This window comes from Escherichia sp. MOD1-EC4550 (assembly GCF_963876935.1).
In the GTDB taxonomy this organism is placed as follows: domain Bacteria; phylum Pseudomonadota; class Gammaproteobacteria; order Enterobacterales; family Enterobacteriaceae; genus Escherichia; species Escherichia coli_F.
In genome coordinates this window covers 13,005-27,001 of sequence record NZ_CAWNSE010000014.1, presented here as the reverse complement: position 1 = coordinate 27,001, position 13,997 = coordinate 13,005, and the positions used below count along the sequence as shown (strand labels likewise).

14 protein-coding genes are annotated in these 13,997 nt (G+C 50.7%); 6 read left to right on the top strand and 8 right to left on the bottom strand.

The genetic code is table 11. The features are described from left to right. Window positions 1–16: 16 nt before the first annotated feature. Together csdE and csdA are read right to left on the bottom strand one after the other, a co-directional pair. The gene (gene csdE, locus AACU19_RS11615) at window positions 17–460 is read right to left on the bottom strand and encodes a cysteine desulfurase sulfur acceptor subunit CsdE (protein WP_105271798.1); all 444 of its coding nucleotides are present in this window, start codon (window positions 458–460) and stop codon (window positions 17–19) included. Then, on the bottom strand, window positions 460–1,665 hold the full coding sequence (csdA, locus tag AACU19_RS11610) for a cysteine desulfurase CsdA (protein WP_105278886.1): 1,206 nt from the start codon (window positions 1,663–1,665) through the stop codon (window positions 460–462). Before csdA ends, csdE begins: the two co-directional genes overlap by 1 nt. Before the next feature lie 191 nt (window positions 1,666–1,856). On the opposite strand from csdA, the gene AACU19_RS11605 reads away from it, so the two are divergent. The 4 genes from AACU19_RS11605 (at window position 1,857) to rlmM (ending at window position 4,859) form a co-directional block, all read left to right on the top strand. Continuing rightward, complete coding sequence (locus tag AACU19_RS11605; RefSeq protein ID WP_000750398.1) at window positions 1,857–2,084, top strand: YgdI/YgdR family lipoprotein; 228 nt, start codon at window positions 1,857–1,859, stop codon at window positions 2,082–2,084. A 350-nt stretch (window positions 2,085–2,434) separates the two neighbouring features. Continuing rightward, window positions 2,435–3,352, top strand: a complete 918-nt coding sequence (gcvA, locus tag AACU19_RS11600) for a glycine cleavage system transcriptional regulator GcvA (RefSeq protein ID WP_000044394.1) — start codon at window positions 2,435–2,437, stop codon at window positions 3,350–3,352. Window positions 3,353–3,370: 18 nt separating this feature from the next. Continuing rightward, entirely contained in the window at window positions 3,371–3,766 is a 396-nt protein-coding gene (locus tag AACU19_RS11595; protein WP_000203905.1) for a DUF423 domain-containing protein, read from the top strand. After that, the gene (gene rlmM / locus AACU19_RS11590) at window positions 3,759–4,859 is read left to right on the top strand and encodes a 23S rRNA (cytidine(2498)-2'-O)-methyltransferase RlmM (protein WP_001045520.1); all 1,101 of its coding nucleotides are present in this window, start codon (window positions 3,759–3,761) and stop codon (window positions 4,857–4,859) included. The genes AACU19_RS11595 and rlmM overlap by 8 nt, the downstream gene beginning before the upstream one ends. A gap of 43 nt (window positions 4,860–4,902) precedes the next feature. Here the strand turns inward: rlmM and fucR are convergent, their stop codons facing one another. The 5 genes from fucR to fucP form a co-directional block, all read right to left on the bottom strand. Continuing rightward, window positions 4,903–5,634 carry an L-fucose operon activator gene (fucR, locus tag AACU19_RS11585; RefSeq protein ID WP_001308912.1) on the bottom strand — a complete coding sequence of 244 codons (732 nt, stop codon included), beginning with the start codon at window positions 5,632–5,634 and terminating at the stop codon, window positions 4,903–4,905. A gap of 57 nt (window positions 5,635–5,691) precedes the next feature. After that, window positions 5,692–6,114 (bottom strand): L-fucose mutarotase, encoded by a 423-nt coding sequence (fucU, locus tag AACU19_RS11580; RefSeq protein WP_000920840.1) that lies wholly within the window; start codon window positions 6,112–6,114, stop codon window positions 5,692–5,694. 1 nt (window position 6,115) lies between these two features. Beyond that, entirely contained in the window at window positions 6,116–7,534 is a 1,419-nt protein-coding gene (gene fucK / locus AACU19_RS11575; RefSeq protein ID WP_105278885.1) for an L-fuculokinase, read from the bottom strand. Between the two features lie 108 nt (window positions 7,535–7,642). Then, window positions 7,643–9,418, bottom strand: a complete 1,776-nt coding sequence (gene fucI / locus AACU19_RS11570) for an L-fucose isomerase (RefSeq protein ID WP_000724148.1) — start codon at window positions 9,416–9,418, stop codon at window positions 7,643–7,645. A gap of 32 nt (window positions 9,419–9,450) precedes the next feature. After that, the gene (gene fucP / locus AACU19_RS11565) at window positions 9,451–10,767 is read right to left on the bottom strand and encodes an L-fucose:H+ symporter permease (protein WP_000528603.1); all 1,317 of its coding nucleotides are present in this window, start codon (window positions 10,765–10,767) and stop codon (window positions 9,451–9,453) included. A gap of 546 nt (window positions 10,768–11,313) precedes the next feature. Here fucP and fucA point away from each other — a divergent pair. Together fucA and fucO are read left to right on the top strand one after the other, a co-directional pair. Then, window positions 11,314–11,961, top strand: a complete 648-nt coding sequence (gene fucA / locus AACU19_RS11560; RefSeq protein ID WP_000440775.1) for an L-fuculose-phosphate aldolase — start codon at window positions 11,314–11,316, stop codon at window positions 11,959–11,961. Window positions 11,962–11,988: 27 nt separating this feature from the next. Next, window positions 11,989–13,137 (top strand): lactaldehyde reductase, encoded by a 1,149-nt coding sequence (gene fucO / locus AACU19_RS11555; protein ID WP_039021093.1) that lies wholly within the window; start codon window positions 11,989–11,991, stop codon window positions 13,135–13,137. A gap of 54 nt (window positions 13,138–13,191) precedes the next feature. On the opposite strand, the gene xni is transcribed toward fucO, so the two are convergent. Then, on the bottom strand, window positions 13,192–13,947 hold the full coding sequence (gene xni / locus AACU19_RS11550) for a flap endonuclease Xni (RefSeq protein ID WP_039021094.1): 756 nt from the start codon (window positions 13,945–13,947) through the stop codon (window positions 13,192–13,194). Window positions 13,948–13,997: the final 50 nt, after the last annotated feature.

The following is a 13,997-nucleotide window of genomic DNA, read 5'->3' as shown; positions in this document are numbered from 1 at the left end:
CGACCTGGTTTTGTGCTTAACCCTGCTTCGCCGCCGCGATAATCGCCTCACTTAACGCATTCAACCCCTGGCTGCGTGAGGCGCTAAGCTGCCCACGCAATCCCAGCTCATCAAACAATGCCAGCGGCGACTGTGCCTGCAATTCGGCGGCGGTTTTCCCCTCAACGGCAGTCAACAACACTGCCAGTAGGCCGCGCACAATGCGTCCTTCGCTGTCGCCAAAGAAATGCATCGTGCCGTTTTCAGCCACGGTATACCCCAGCCAGACGCGGTTTTCGCATCCGGCGATCTCTTTAGCCTGCGCTTTTAACTCGTCTGGCAAAGCTGGAAGCTGTTTCCCCAACATAATTAGCTGACGATATTTGTCTTCCCATTGAGTCAACGGCGCGAAAGTTTCGTGTAACGTCTTTACGGTAACGGTTGTGCCGAACGGATGTCCGGCGTATTGCGGGTTCGTCATTAATCCACCAATAATTCCAGCGCACGGTCAACGGCATTCACCAGCGCATCTACATCACTCTTTGTATTATATGGCGCAAAAGAGGCGCGCAGTGTGCCGGTTACGCCTAATTCTGCCAATAGCGGCTGAGCGCAATGCTGCCCGGCCCGCAGGGCAATGCCGTACTCCGCCAGCAGCGTCACCATATCGCTGTGATGAACGCCAGCAAAATCAAAGGCTAGCAGGCTGGAATCCTGGCTGCGGAATGAACGAAAGCCTGGACGTTTCGTCAGCGCATCTTCCGCCAGCGTTGCTAAGCTACGGCTCCAGCTTTCGGCCTGGTTGATATCGTAATCTGCCAGCCATTCCAGCGCCGCGCTTAATCCTATGACACCAGCGACATTTGGCGTTCCTGCTTCCAGTTTCCACGGCGCAGATTGAGTGATGAAGCCGTCAAAACTCACTTCGTGAACCATTTTGCCGCCGCCCAGCCAGGGCGACATTGCTTCCAGCAGTTCTGGTTTGCCGTAAAGTACGCCTATCCCTGTCGGGCCATACAGTTTGTGACCAGAGAAAGCGTAAAAATCAATATCCAGTTGCTGAACATCTGCGGGGAAATGCACCGCACCCTGAGCACCATCAACCATCACCACCATCCCGGCTGAATGAGCAAAGGTAATCGCTCGTGCCAGATCCGGGCAACCGCCAGTGACGTTAGACATCTGGCCCAACGCCAGAATCCGACTATGGGGAGTAATCAGTTCAGGCAACAAATCGATATCTGGCAACCGCTGCGCATTAAGCGGCAATTTCACCACTTTGGCTCCGGTTTGTTGGGCGACCATCAGCCAGGGGACGAGGTTGGCGTGATGCTCTGCCACACTGACAATAATTTCATCGCCCGGTTGCAGACGCGGACGGGCATAGCATTGCGCCACCATGTTGATGGATTCAGTGGTGCCGCGCGTCCAGACGATAGTTTTGTCATCTGGTGCATTCAGTAATTGCGCCACTTTTTCCCGTGCAGCTTCGTAACGCACGGTCAGGCGTTGGGCCTCGGCAAACTGGCTACGATGGACGTTTCCGGCGCTCAGGCTGTAAAACTGTCGGGTTGCTTCAACCACGGCTTCAGGTTTAAGCGCGGTCGCGGCACTGTCGAGATAGACGCCCGCATCCTGTAGCGCGGGAAACTGGGCGCGAAACTGCGCGGGATTAAAAACGTTCATGGTACTCCTCGGCTTGATGCACCGATCGTGACGCAAAATTCACTTTGATACAAGGAGAGTGCTAACCATCAGAATTATCTGGATATCCTGGCGAAGCCGCGTAAGTAACATATGCTAAATAGTGTTAGGCGTTAATTTTAGCCTGTTAATCAATACTATTAAGATTTATTAATCGCTTTAAGGAGAAGATGATGAAAAAGACTGCCGCAATTATTTCTGCCTGTATGCTGACTTTTGCCCTGAGCGCCTGTTCCGGTTCGAACTATGTGATGCACACCAATGACGGACGTACCATCGTCTCTGACGGCAAACCACAGACTGATAACGATACTGGTATGATTTCGTATAAAGACGCTAATGGCAACAAACAGCAGATCAACCGTACCGACGTGAAAGAGATGGTCGAACTGGATCAATAATTCGCGTTCGCAAGGTAAAAAAAAGCACCGCAATAAGGCGGTGCTACATTAATCACTATGGACAGACAGGGTAAATGTACAGGAAGTGAAAAAAGGTAGCTTTGCTACCATGGTCTGAATCGCAGACCAATTGCAAACACAACAACACAACATCACAACCGTAAGCCAAAAGTTCACCAGAACACGCATTCCGATAAAACTTTTCGTTCCGGCTCAGGAAGTGCCGCCACTATAGGTATTTGCTGGTAGAAGCTCAACGGACAATTTATAATGGCTCAGATTAAAAAAACTAATAGGTTACACAGTGTGATCTAATTGTTAAATTCATTTAACATCAAAGTTTAAAAGCCATGTCTAAACGATTACCACCGCTAAATGCCTTACGAGTTTTTGATGCCGCAGCACGCCATTTAAGTTTCACTCGCGCAGCAGAAGAGCTTTTTGTGACTCAGGCCGCAGTAAGTCATCAAATCAAGTCTCTTGAGGATTTTCTGGGGCTAAAACTGTTCCGCCGCCGTAATCGTTCACTCCTGCTGACCGAGGAAGGGCAAAGCTATTTCCTCGATATCAAAGAGATATTTTCGCAATTAACCGAAGCGACACGTAAACTCCAGGCCCGTAGCGCCAAGGGGGCGTTGACGGTCAGTTTACTCCCCAGTTTCGCCATTCATTGGTTGGTTCCACGACTTTCCAGCTTTAATTCAGCTTATCCGGGAATTGACGTTCGCATCCAGGCGGTTGATCGTCAGGAAGATAAGTTGGCGGATGATGTTGACGTGGCGATATTCTATGGTCGGGGCAACTGGCCGGGGCTACGGGTGGAAAAACTTTACGCCGAATATTTATTGCCGGTGTGTTCGCCGCTACTGCTGACAGGCGATAAACCCTTGAAGACCCCTGAAGACTTGGCTAAACATACGTTATTACATGATGCGTCTCGCCGTGACTGGCAGACATATACCCGACAGTTGGGGTTAAATCATATCAACGTTCAGCAAGGACCAATATTTAGTCATAGCGCCATGGTGCTGCAAGCGGCTATCCACGGGCAGGGAGTGGCGCTGGCAAATAACGTGATGGCGCAATCTGAAATCGAGGCCGGACGTCTTGTTTGCCCGTTTAATGATGTTCTGGTCAGTAAAAATGCTTTTTATCTGGTTTGTCATGACAGTCAGGCAGAACTGGGTAAAATAGCCGCCTTTCGTCAATGGATCCTGGCGAAAGCCGCTGCTGAACAAGAAAAATTCCGCTTTCGTTATGAACAATAATTTACGTAGGGTACGACCATGACCAGCCGTTTTATGCTGATTTTCGCCGCCATTAGCGGCTTCATTTTTGTGGCGCTGGGCGCTTTTGGCGCGCATGTGTTAAGTAAAACCATGGGGGCCGTTGAGATGGGCTGGATCCAGACCGGCCTCGAATACCAGGCGTTCCATACGCTGGCGATCTTAGGTCTGGCGGTGGCAATGCAGCGTCGCATCAGTATCTGGTTTTACTGGAGTAGCGTTTTCCTCGCGTTAGGCACGGTGCTGTTCAGCGGCAGCCTTTATTGCCTGGCGTTGTCGCATTTGCGTTTGTGGGCATTTGTCACACCGGTTGGCGGCGTGAGCTTCCTCGCGGGCTGGGCGCTAATGTTAGTCGGAGCTATCCGTTTAAAGCGCAAGGGCGTAAGTCATGAATAAGGTTGTATTGCTGTGCCGTCCGGGCTTTGAAAAAGAGTGCGCCGCAGAAATTACCGATAAAGCCGGCCAGCGGGAAATTTTCGGTTTTGCCCGCGTGAAAGAGAATGCGGGTTATGTCATTTATGAATGTTATCAACCTGATGATGGCGATAAGTTAATCCGTGAGCTGCCGTTCAGTTCATTAATTTTTGCCCGCCAGTGGTTTGTGGTGGGGGAACTCCTGCAGCATTTGCCGCCAGAAGATCGTATTACCCCCATTGTCGGCATGTTACAGGGCGTAGTAGAGAAGGGCGGTGAACTGCGTGTTGAAGTTGCCGATACCAACGAAAGCAAAGAGTTGCTGAAATTCTGCCGTAAATTCACCGTGCCGCTACGCGCTGCCTTGCGCGATGCCGGGGTGCTGGCGAACTATGAAACGCCGAAGCGTCCGGTTGTGCATGTATTCTTTATTGCACCAGGTTGCTGCTATACCGGTTACTCATACAGCAACAATAATTCGCCGTTCTATATGGGCATTCCGCGCCTGAAATTTCCGGCAGATGCGCCGAGTCGTTCCACGCTCAAACTGGAAGAGGCATTTCATGTGTTTATTCCGGCGGATGAGTGGGATGAACGTCTGGCGAACGGGATGTGGGCGGTGGATTTAGGTGCTTGCCCAGGCGGCTGGACCTACCAACTGGTGAAGCGCAACATGTGGGTTTATTCCGTCGACAACGGCCCGATGGCGCAAAGTCTGATGGATACCGGACAGGTGACGTGGCTGCGGGAAGACGGTTTCAAATTCCGTCCGACACGCAGCAATATCTCCTGGATGGTATGCGATATGGTTGAAAAACCGGCGAAAGTTGCGGCATTGATGGCGCAGTGGCTGGTTAATGGCTGGTGCCGTGAAACCATTTTCAACCTCAAACTGCCGATGAAAAAACGCTACGAAGAAGTGTCACACAATCTGGCGTATATTCAGGCACAGCTTGATGAACATGGCATAAATGCTCAGATTCAGGCGCGGCAGTTGTATCACGATCGCGAAGAAGTGACGGTGCACGTCCGCCGTATCTGGGCTGCGGTGGGTGGTCGTCGCGACGAGCGATAACAGGCAAGGCCGGGGCGTCGTCTCCGGCCTGCTACCCTTTCCGTCAGGCTGTTACCAAAGAAGCCGCAACCTGGCGCTCATCAGAAATAATGTGCGTGACCTCATCCAGATGCCCGATGCGGGCTTCCCCTGAACGATTAAATTTACTTTTATCAATCAATAACAACGATTGCGCGGCACGTTTTAATAGCATCGATTTGTAATCAGCGTTGATGGCATTGGAGTCCCACAGTGCACCGCTGCTATCGATCCCTTCACAAGAAAAAATAAACAGATCGATTTCCAGCGATTTAAGTTGGGAAATCAGCGAGGGATTGACGTAACAGCCATATTTGCGCTCAAGTGTGCCGCCGGAACTGATCAGTTGAATGCGTTCACGTTTACCGAGTTCATGGCAAATCGGATGGCTATTGGTGAAGACCTGGATGTTGATGTCAGGCAACTGGCGTGCCAGATACCAGCAGGTTGAACTGGCGTCTAAGGCTATCACCATCCCTTCTTCAATCCACGCGAGCGCCTCGCGCGCGATATCTGCTTTATGCGCATAATGGCTTTTCAGCCGGATGTGAAAGGGATCGCCACTGTCTTGATTTTGACGGTGGATATATTTAGCGCGCCCATGATTGCGCAGAATTTTACCCTGCGTCTGTAATTCATTGAGATCGCGACGAATGGTTTCTTTACTGACCTTTAGCTGTTCAGAGAGAGCTTCCGTGGTCAGGCTGGTATGGTTCAGCAGCAGGTCGACTATCGCTTGCTGGCGTGCCGCTTTCATATTTTTCACCCCATCATTCGATAACCGCCCGCGTCATGCGGGCGTACCGGTATGAGATTACGGTGTTACCCCTTTTTTTAAAAGAATATTCCCGTACTTCGCTCGTTCGCCTGTGATAACGATCGCAAAGGCTTTTTGCGCCCGCTCATAAAACGCAAAACGATTGATGCGGATGATGTCAGGACAGGGGGCTTGTAGTGAAAGTGCATTACGATAACGTCGTTCTACTTCAGGATCGAGAGTGTCACCTTCTACCGCCGCCATCATCACTAGCGGCGGTGCATAACTGTCCAGTTCAAATAACGGGATTATCGCCTGGAGCAAGTCGCTCACCAACAGGCCATCAGCGCGGATCACCTGCGGTCCCATCGAATGGGCGGGAAAGTGAGCATCGGAAAAAATAATTTCATCTCCATGTCCCATCTCTGCCAGCACTTTCAATAGTTCGGGAGAAATTAACGGCGAAATTGTTTTCAGCATTTCACACTTCCTCTATAAATTCAGGTTCAGTTTGCGGGTAGAAATAACGGTACTGATAATGAATCTGCGCGCGAGCTTCTTCCGGGCTGTTAAATTCCCCTACGCCATACCAACCGAACAGCGCAGCTCCTGCGACGGTCGTTTCGGCGTCGTCGAGAACTTTTACCGGAATATCAAGCATATTGGCTTTAATCTGATTCCACAATGTGTTGCGACTTCCTCCACCTACTAACAATAATTCAGAGGCTTTAAAGTGCCCGATTTTTTCCAGCATCTGTAGATTGCGCTGTAATTGCGCGGTTAACCCTTCCAGCGCCGCGCGATAGAAATGCCCCCGCGTGGTATTAAGCGTCACTCCTTGCCAGCCAGCGTTCTGACACGACAATAAATCACACTGCATTTTCACGCCATCCGCGCCAGGCGCGATCAGACGAGCCTCTTCAATCAACATTTGCCAGGGAGTTTCAGCCGTCCAGAACAGTTTTCTCACCCATTCCAGCACGCCGGATGCCAGCCATTGCATACCGGGGTTATACAATCCTGCCTGGCTATCCAGTTCGCAGGTGGAACCGGCGTACTGACTTAGCAGTGAAGTATCAACCTGCGTACTGCGGACCATTAAAATTTCCCAGGTACCGGAAGAGAGCACGGGTTCATTTTGTTCGGCACCAGCACCAAAAAGGGCGAACTGGGTATCATGACCTGCAGAAATTACCGGTATGCCAACGGGTAAGCCGAGCATTGCTGCGGCGCTGTTCTGTAGCGTACCTATCTGTTCACCCGCTTCCACCAGACGAGGGAAGAGACGGCGTGGAATACCGGTGGCTTGTAAAATTTGCGGACTGAAATCGCGTTGCTGGATATCCAGCATCTGGCTGGTTCCGGCCATGGTGATATCAGTAGTGAATTCGCCGGTTAAACGGTGGTTAATCAGCGACGAAATAAAGAGCCAGGCGTGCGCGCGTTCCAGCAGTTGTGGATGATTTTCTTTCAACCACACCAACTTATATAACGTATTGAAACTAAAGGCTCCGACGCCAGAAATAGCCTGCAACTGCTGTGCGGAGATCAACCGTTCAATATTGTCCATTACCGCTGCTGTTCGCGGACATTTCCAGCTAATGATCGGATAGAGCAAATCGCCTTGCTTATCTACCAGAGCGCCATCCACACCAAAGGTGGTGACGGCGATACCGCGGATGTGGCATTCAGTCAGTTCACTATTGATTTGCCGACAGCAATCAGCAAAGCGTTGCAAAATGGCGTCTAAAGACCACTGGTGCCAGGTGTTGTTTTCCACCGCGATATCGCTGGCATTAGGCGTTGAGGCGCGGGCAACAATTTTTCCCTGCCGATTAACCGCGATGGCCCTGACATTGGTTGCGCCACAGTCGAGTACCAGGATAACTTCTTGTTTCATAATCGCTCCTGCAATATAGCCGGATAACATTGCTTATCCGGCTAACCACTCTTGCTTGTTCAGGCCCGGAAGCCGGAGCGACCGGGCATCACATCAGGGAGTAATGTATTAACGCTTGTACAACGGGCCGTAGTTCTGGCAAGCGCGGTAATCCTGGCCTTCAATATCCATGCCGTGCGCGGCCCAGGCAGAAGGACGATACACTTTGGTCTCTTCAACGTTGTGCATACATACCGGGATACGCAGCATGGAGGCGAGAGTGATAAAGTCAGCGCCAACGTGGCCGATGGTCAGAACCCCGTGGTTAGCGCCCCAGTTCGCCATTACCGAGTACACATCCGTAAACGGCCCTTTACCGGTGAGGCGCGGTGCAAACCAGGTGGTTGGCCAGGTTGAGTTGGTGCGTTTGTTGAGGATGTCATGCACATCCTTCGGTAACTCAACGCTCCAGCCTTCCGCGATTTGCAGTACCGGGCCCAAGCCTTTGATGATGTTGACACGGGTCATGGTGAACGGGACACCGCCTTCAGTAAGGAAGCGGGAAGAGTAACCACCGCCACGGAAATATTCGTGGATAGCCGGGCACCATTCGGTCGCGGCGAGGCAAGCGTCAGCCTCTTGCTGAGAGATTTCCCAGTGCGGCTTCATCGTCGGTTTACCTTCGCTGTCGCGTTGTTTACAGGATCCGTCCAGCGCAGCAGAACCGGAGTTGATCAAGTGGATGATGCCGTGTTCTGCCAGTCCGTCCAGTTTATGCCCCGTTACACGCTCAATTGCTTCTGGTGACCAGTAGGTACGCACATCGGCAAATACCTGAGCGGTGCCGGTGAGCTGGTGGCCCATTAGCATTGCCACGCCGTTAAGACTGTCGTTTTCGGTCGCCACGACAAAGGGTTCGCGTACGCCATTCCAGTCAAATGAACTGTTGAGGATCGCTTCGGCGGTGTCGCCATTTGGATATTGATCGGTCCAGTGACGTTGCCCCTGGAAGCCCGCAGCGATGGCGTTGTAACCAAGAGATTCTTCCACGCGACCAATATCGGCCAGTTTGCTGTTGCCTTGCATCATGTCGCGGATACACATCGCCATCAGTAAACTTTCGCGTAGAACTGCGCGGCTTTGCTCGGCATTGCGTTGATACTGTTTGTTATTTTCATCTTCGCCATAGCGGAAGTTTTTATCAGCCCAGGCCAGCGCCATTTCCAGTTCTGCTTCGTCGTAAATCTTCTGATCAATACGGCGACGCAGTTCGGTCATATCCACCGCCTGGACTTTCATTCCCAGCCAGGATTCAAAGAAGTTGTGGTCAACGATGGAACCGGCGATCCCCATCGAAACGCCGCCCAGCGACAGATAGCTTTTACCTTTCATACTGGCGACTGCCAAACCGGCGCGGGCAAAGCGCAGCAGTTTTTCTTCAACGTCGGCAGGAATCGATGTGTCATCGGCATCCTGAACGTCATGACCGTAAATGGAGAATGCCGGGATACCTTTCTGACTGTGAGCTGCCAGAGCTGCGGCGAGGTAAACAGCGCCTGGGCGTTCAGTGCCGTTAAAGCCCCAAATGGCTTTCGGGCGGGTAGGGTCCATGTCAATGGTTTCACTGCCATAGCACCAGCAAGGCGTTACCGTAATGGTGAGGCCTACATTCTGGCTGCTGAATTTTTCTTCGCAAGCAGCAGCTTCAGCCATACCCGCGATACAGGTATCGGAAATGACACACTCGACGGCAGCTCCGCAAGCATGGCGCAGTTTCTCGGTCAGCAGTGCGGCCGTGGCTTTCGCCATATTCATTGTTTGTTCTTCAAGCGACTCACGAACACCCATGCGACGACCGTCAATAACCGGGCGGATACCAATTTTCGGTAAGCTGATTTTTTTCATTACAGATTCCTCACTTTATTCGGAAAATATGTTCAGTTAGTTGCCGTTTGAGAACGGAAACGGGCAAAGATAAAGATGACCGCGAAGCAGAGTGCGGGGATCAGTTCGGCTGTGGGGATGTTGCCCGCCGCGTCACTGACAAAACCCATGACCGGAGTGACAATACCGCCGCCAATAATGGTCATAACGATGAAGGACGAGCCGTATTTGGTGTCCTGGCCGAGATTCTTAATGCCCAGCGAGAAGATTGTTGGGTACTGAATCGACATAAAGGCGCTGCATAAAGTCAGGGCTATTAAGCCCACATGACCGCCAGCGAAGGCTGAGATCAGGCACAGTGCCATAGCGATTAATGCGTAGGCGGCCAGGACTTTGTGTGGTGCGAAGCGACTGATGAGCCAGGTACCGGTGAAACGACCAATAAAGAAGCACACCATAGTTCCGGTTAAATAGTTAGCGGCAAAGCCTGCAGTCATACCTGGAATTTCTTCTACAGCGTAGCGAATCAAATAGCTCCAGCAGGCCGTTTGCGCGCCGACGTAGCAGAATTGCGCTAATACTGCCCAGCGCCAGTGGCGAATACGCGCCAGGCGAGAAAGCGATGCGGAGAACGATCCTTGTTTGGCGTCACTGTGATTATCACTCTGCAATGCCGGGAATTTCGTCAGCATGATCAGCAGGGCGACCAGTAACACGATAGCCACGATGATCATATAAGGTGTCTGTACCGATAATACCAGGCTGTGTTTATACGCACTCAATTGCTCTGGAGACATTTTATCGAGAACGTCTTGCGATTGATGTGGCACGTTAGACAAAATAAGACTTTGCCCAAAGACAACCGCGATAATTGCGCCAAACGAGTTAAATGTTTGCGCAAGATTTAAGCGGAAGTGACCACTGCTTTCCGGCCCTAATACCGTAACAAAAGGGTTTGCGGCAGTTTCCAGACAACCTAATCCGGCTGCAATAATAAATAGGCCAACTAAAAATAAGGTGTAGTTCATTATTTCTGCGGCGGGCCAGAATAATGCAGCGCCCAAGGCATATAAAAATAATCCGGTAATAATCCCTGCTTTATAACTGAGTTTTTTCATCAATATCCCGGCAGGGATTGGGATAATGAAATAACCAAAGTAAAAGGCCGATTGGATCAGACCTGCCTGAAAGTTTGTCAGCGTAAAAGCCTGCTGAAATTGAGGCAATAAAATGTCGTTAAGGTTATTGGCTACCGCCCAAAGAAAAAACAGTGAGCACAGCAGCGCGAATGGAATAATGTAACTTCTGCTTTGCCCTGCATCTTTATCTACCGCACGGTAACTCTGCGTTTGTATTGATGTGTTTCCCATAGCATCCTCTTAGGTTCAGAAGCTTAAGCACGTAATCGGTTATGTTTTCAAAAGTGCAAAACCAGCGAGTTCGGGCTTCATATCAGTGAATATTTGCCTGTCTGAAATGAACTCATGGATTCATTTTCAAATAAAAAACGCTCTGTAATATGACGGCGGTCACACTTATTAGCTGGAAGGTGACTTTATGTGACTACCATCACTTTAATAATCGAAATTTCATGCCCGTTTCAGAAAATAAATCATAAAAAACACAAACCCGATGACCGTATTAATTGTTTGTGCCGAAAACGGGCATTTCTGGCGAGGGGAAATGGAAAAATGACCGTTTTGATAAATATTTTTAAGAGCGGTCATTTTTAACGGGGTTATAAAAAGAGAACTTGCAGTTATTTACTGTGATTAGTTGAGCCAGGTCACAAAATATAAGCTTGTGAATTTCTTTCCGGTTAATCAGGAAGAAGATGGTGGGTAATTAAACGGCTAATTCAATAGTGTGAAAGGAACAACATTATTGCCCTGTTTTGAATCAGAGAGAGGTAGCTAATGGAACGAAATAAACTTGCTCGTCAGATTATTGACACTTGCCTGGAAATGACCCGCCTGGGACTGAATCAGGGAACAGCGGGTAACGTCAGTGTACGTTATCAGGATGGGATGCTGATTACGCCTACAGGCATTCCGTATGAAAAACTGACGGAGTCGCATATTGTCTTTATTGATGGCAACGGTAAACATGAGGAAGGAAAGCTCCCCTCAAGCGAATGGCGTTTCCATATGGCGGCCTATCAAAGCAGACCGGATGCCAACGCGGTTGTTCACAATCATGCCGTTCATTGCACGGCAGTTTCCATTCTTAACCGACCGATCCCCGCTATTCACTACATGATTGCGGCGGCTGGTGGTAATTCTATTCCTTGCGCGCCTTATGCGACCTTTGGAACTCGGGAACTTTCTGAACATGTTGCGCTGGCTCTCAAAAACCGTAAGGCAACTTTGTTACAACATCATGGGCTTATCGCTTGTGAGGTGAATCTGGAGAAAGCGTTATGGCTGGCGCATGAGGTTGAAGTGCTGGCGCAGCTTTACCTGACGACCCTGGCGATTACGGACCCGGTGCCAGTGCTGAGCGATGAAGAGATTGCCGTAGTGCTGGAGAAATTCAAAACCTACGGGTTACGGATTGAAGAGTAATTTCGTAAAGCAACAAGGAGAAGGATGATGGCTAACAGAATGATTCTGAACGAAACGGCATGGTTTGGTCGGGGGGCTGTTGGAGCTTTAACCGATGAGGTGAAACGCCGTGGTTATCAGAAGGCGCTGATCGTCACCGATAAAACGCTGGTGCAATGCGGCGTGGTGGCGAAAGTGACCGATAAGATGGATGCTGCAGGGCTGGCATGGGCGATTTACGACGGCGTAGTGCCCAACCCAACAATTACTGTCGTCAAAGAAGGGCTCGGTGTATTCCAGAATAGCGGCGCGGATTACCTGATCGCTATTGGTGGTGGTTCTCCACAGGATACTTGTAAAGCGATTGGCATTATCAGCAACAACCCGGAGTTTGCCGATGTGCGTAGCCTGGAAGGGCTTTCCCCGACCAATAAACCTAGTGTACCGATTCTGGCAATCCCCACCACAGCAGGCACTGCGGCAGAAGTGACCATTAACTACGTGATCACTGACGAAGAAAAACGGCGCAAGTTTGTTTGCGTTGATCCGCATGATATCCCGCAGGTGGCGTTTATTGACGCTGACATGATGGATGGTATGCCGCCTGCGCTGAAAGCCGCGACGGGTGTCGATGCGCTCACTCATGCTATTGAGGGGTATATTACTCGTGGTGCGTGGGCGCTAACCGATGCGCTGCACATTAAAGCGATTGAAATTATTGCTGGGGCGCTACGAGGATCGGTTGCTGGTGATAAGGATGCCGGAGAAGAAATGGCGCTCGGGCAGTATGTTGCGGGTATGGGCTTCTCGAATGTTGGGTTAGGGCTGGTGCATGGTATGGCGCATCCGCTGGGCGCGTTTTACAACACTCCACACGGTGTTGCGAACGCCATCCTGTTACCGCATGTCATGCGTTATAACGCCGAATTTACTGGTGAGAAGTACCGCGATATCGCGCGCGTTATGGGCGTAAAAGTGGAAGGTTTGAGCCTGGAAGAGGCACGTAATGCCGCTGTTGAAGCGGTATTTGCTCTCAACCGTGATGTCGGTATTCCGCCACATTTGCGTGATGTTGGTGTACGCAAGGAAGACATTCCGGCACTGGCGCAGGCGGCACTGGATGATGTTTGTACCGGTGGCAACCCGCGTGAAGCAACGCTTGAGGATATTGTAGAGCTTTACCATACCGCCTGGTAATTGCGCTGATGTGACGATGCCGGATGCGACGTTTGCGCCGTATCCGGCACGCCGTTACCGTACCAACCGCAATTGCTGTAAATTGCCGTCGATATGCAAATCAGTCTGTAAGCGGGCAATATCGCGGCACAGAAATGCCATCTCTTTATGCATTTCTAATTTTTTGCGCCACTTTTCGGCAACCGCGTCCAGATTTTCATATATCCCTTCCAGGTTTTGATATTCGACCAGCAGCTGCGTAGCGCTTTTTGGCCCGATCCCCGCAACGCCCGGCACTTTTGAACTGCTGATCCCCGCCAGCCCCCAGTAATCGGGTAACTGCTGCGGTTGAACGCCAAATTCTTTATCAATAAATGGTGCATCCAGCCAACGTTTCTGGAAGTAATCACGAATACGTAATGTAGGTGAAAGTAACTGGCAGTAGCCTTTATCTGTCGAAACAATTGTTGCCTGATGCCCGGCCTGAGTTACTTTGACCGCCAGCGTGGCGGCTAAGTCATCGGCTTCGTTGCCGCTGGCTGACCAGCACGGGACGCCTCGTTGCTCAAAGGCGGCGCGTAATGCAGGCATTTCGTTGTGCAACTCTTCCGGCATTGGTGGTCGACCCGCTTTGTAATCTGGTAAACGCTGATGACGCCAGCCGCTACTGCGGTTTTCATCATCAAAAACGGCGACCGCGTGGGTTGGCTGGCTGTGCATAATGAGCTGATCGAGCGCGTGCTGGCAGGTTTCGACACAAGGCGACCCCTGAACGGCATGAATGCGACGGATAAGATTCAGTGCATCGACAATAAGCAAATGAACAGCCACGATAACCCCCTTAAAGATCAGGCGATAAGGGTAACATTCACTACTGGAAG

Excerpts from the sequence above, each read along its gene's own strand:
- csdE (WP_105271798.1), bottom strand. The coding sequence starts at position 460 with ATGACGAACCCGCAATACGCCGGACATCCGTTCGGCACAACCGTTACC.
- csdA (WP_105278886.1), bottom strand. The coding sequence starts at position 1,665 with ATGAACGTTTTTAATCCCGCGCAGTTTCGCGCCCAGTTTCCCGCGCTA.
- AACU19_RS11605 (WP_000750398.1), top strand. The coding sequence starts at position 1,857 with ATGAAAAAGACTGCCGCAATTATTTCTGCCTGTATGCTGACTTTTGCC.
- gcvA (WP_000044394.1), top strand. The coding sequence starts at position 2,435 with ATGTCTAAACGATTACCACCGCTAAATGCCTTACGAGTTTTTGATGCC.
- AACU19_RS11595 (WP_000203905.1), top strand. The coding sequence starts at position 3,371 with ATGACCAGCCGTTTTATGCTGATTTTCGCCGCCATTAGCGGCTTCATT.
- rlmM (WP_001045520.1), top strand. The coding sequence starts at position 3,759 with ATGAATAAGGTTGTATTGCTGTGCCGTCCGGGCTTTGAAAAAGAGTGC.
- fucR (WP_001308912.1), bottom strand. The coding sequence starts at position 5,634 with ATGAAAGCGGCACGCCAGCAAGCGATAGTCGACCTGCTGCTGAACCAT.
- fucU (WP_000920840.1), bottom strand. The coding sequence starts at position 6,114 with ATGCTGAAAACAATTTCGCCGTTAATTTCTCCCGAACTATTGAAAGTG.
- fucK (WP_105278885.1), bottom strand. The coding sequence starts at position 7,534 with ATGAAACAAGAAGTTATCCTGGTACTCGACTGTGGCGCAACCAATGTC.
- fucI (WP_000724148.1), bottom strand. The coding sequence starts at position 9,418 with ATGAAAAAAATCAGCTTACCGAAAATTGGTATCCGCCCGGTTATTGAC.
- fucP (WP_000528603.1), bottom strand. The coding sequence starts at position 10,767 with ATGGGAAACACATCAATACAAACGCAGAGTTACCGTGCGGTAGATAAA.
- fucA (WP_000440775.1), top strand. The coding sequence starts at position 11,314 with ATGGAACGAAATAAACTTGCTCGTCAGATTATTGACACTTGCCTGGAA.
- fucO (WP_039021093.1), top strand. The coding sequence starts at position 11,989 with ATGGCTAACAGAATGATTCTGAACGAAACGGCATGGTTTGGTCGGGGG.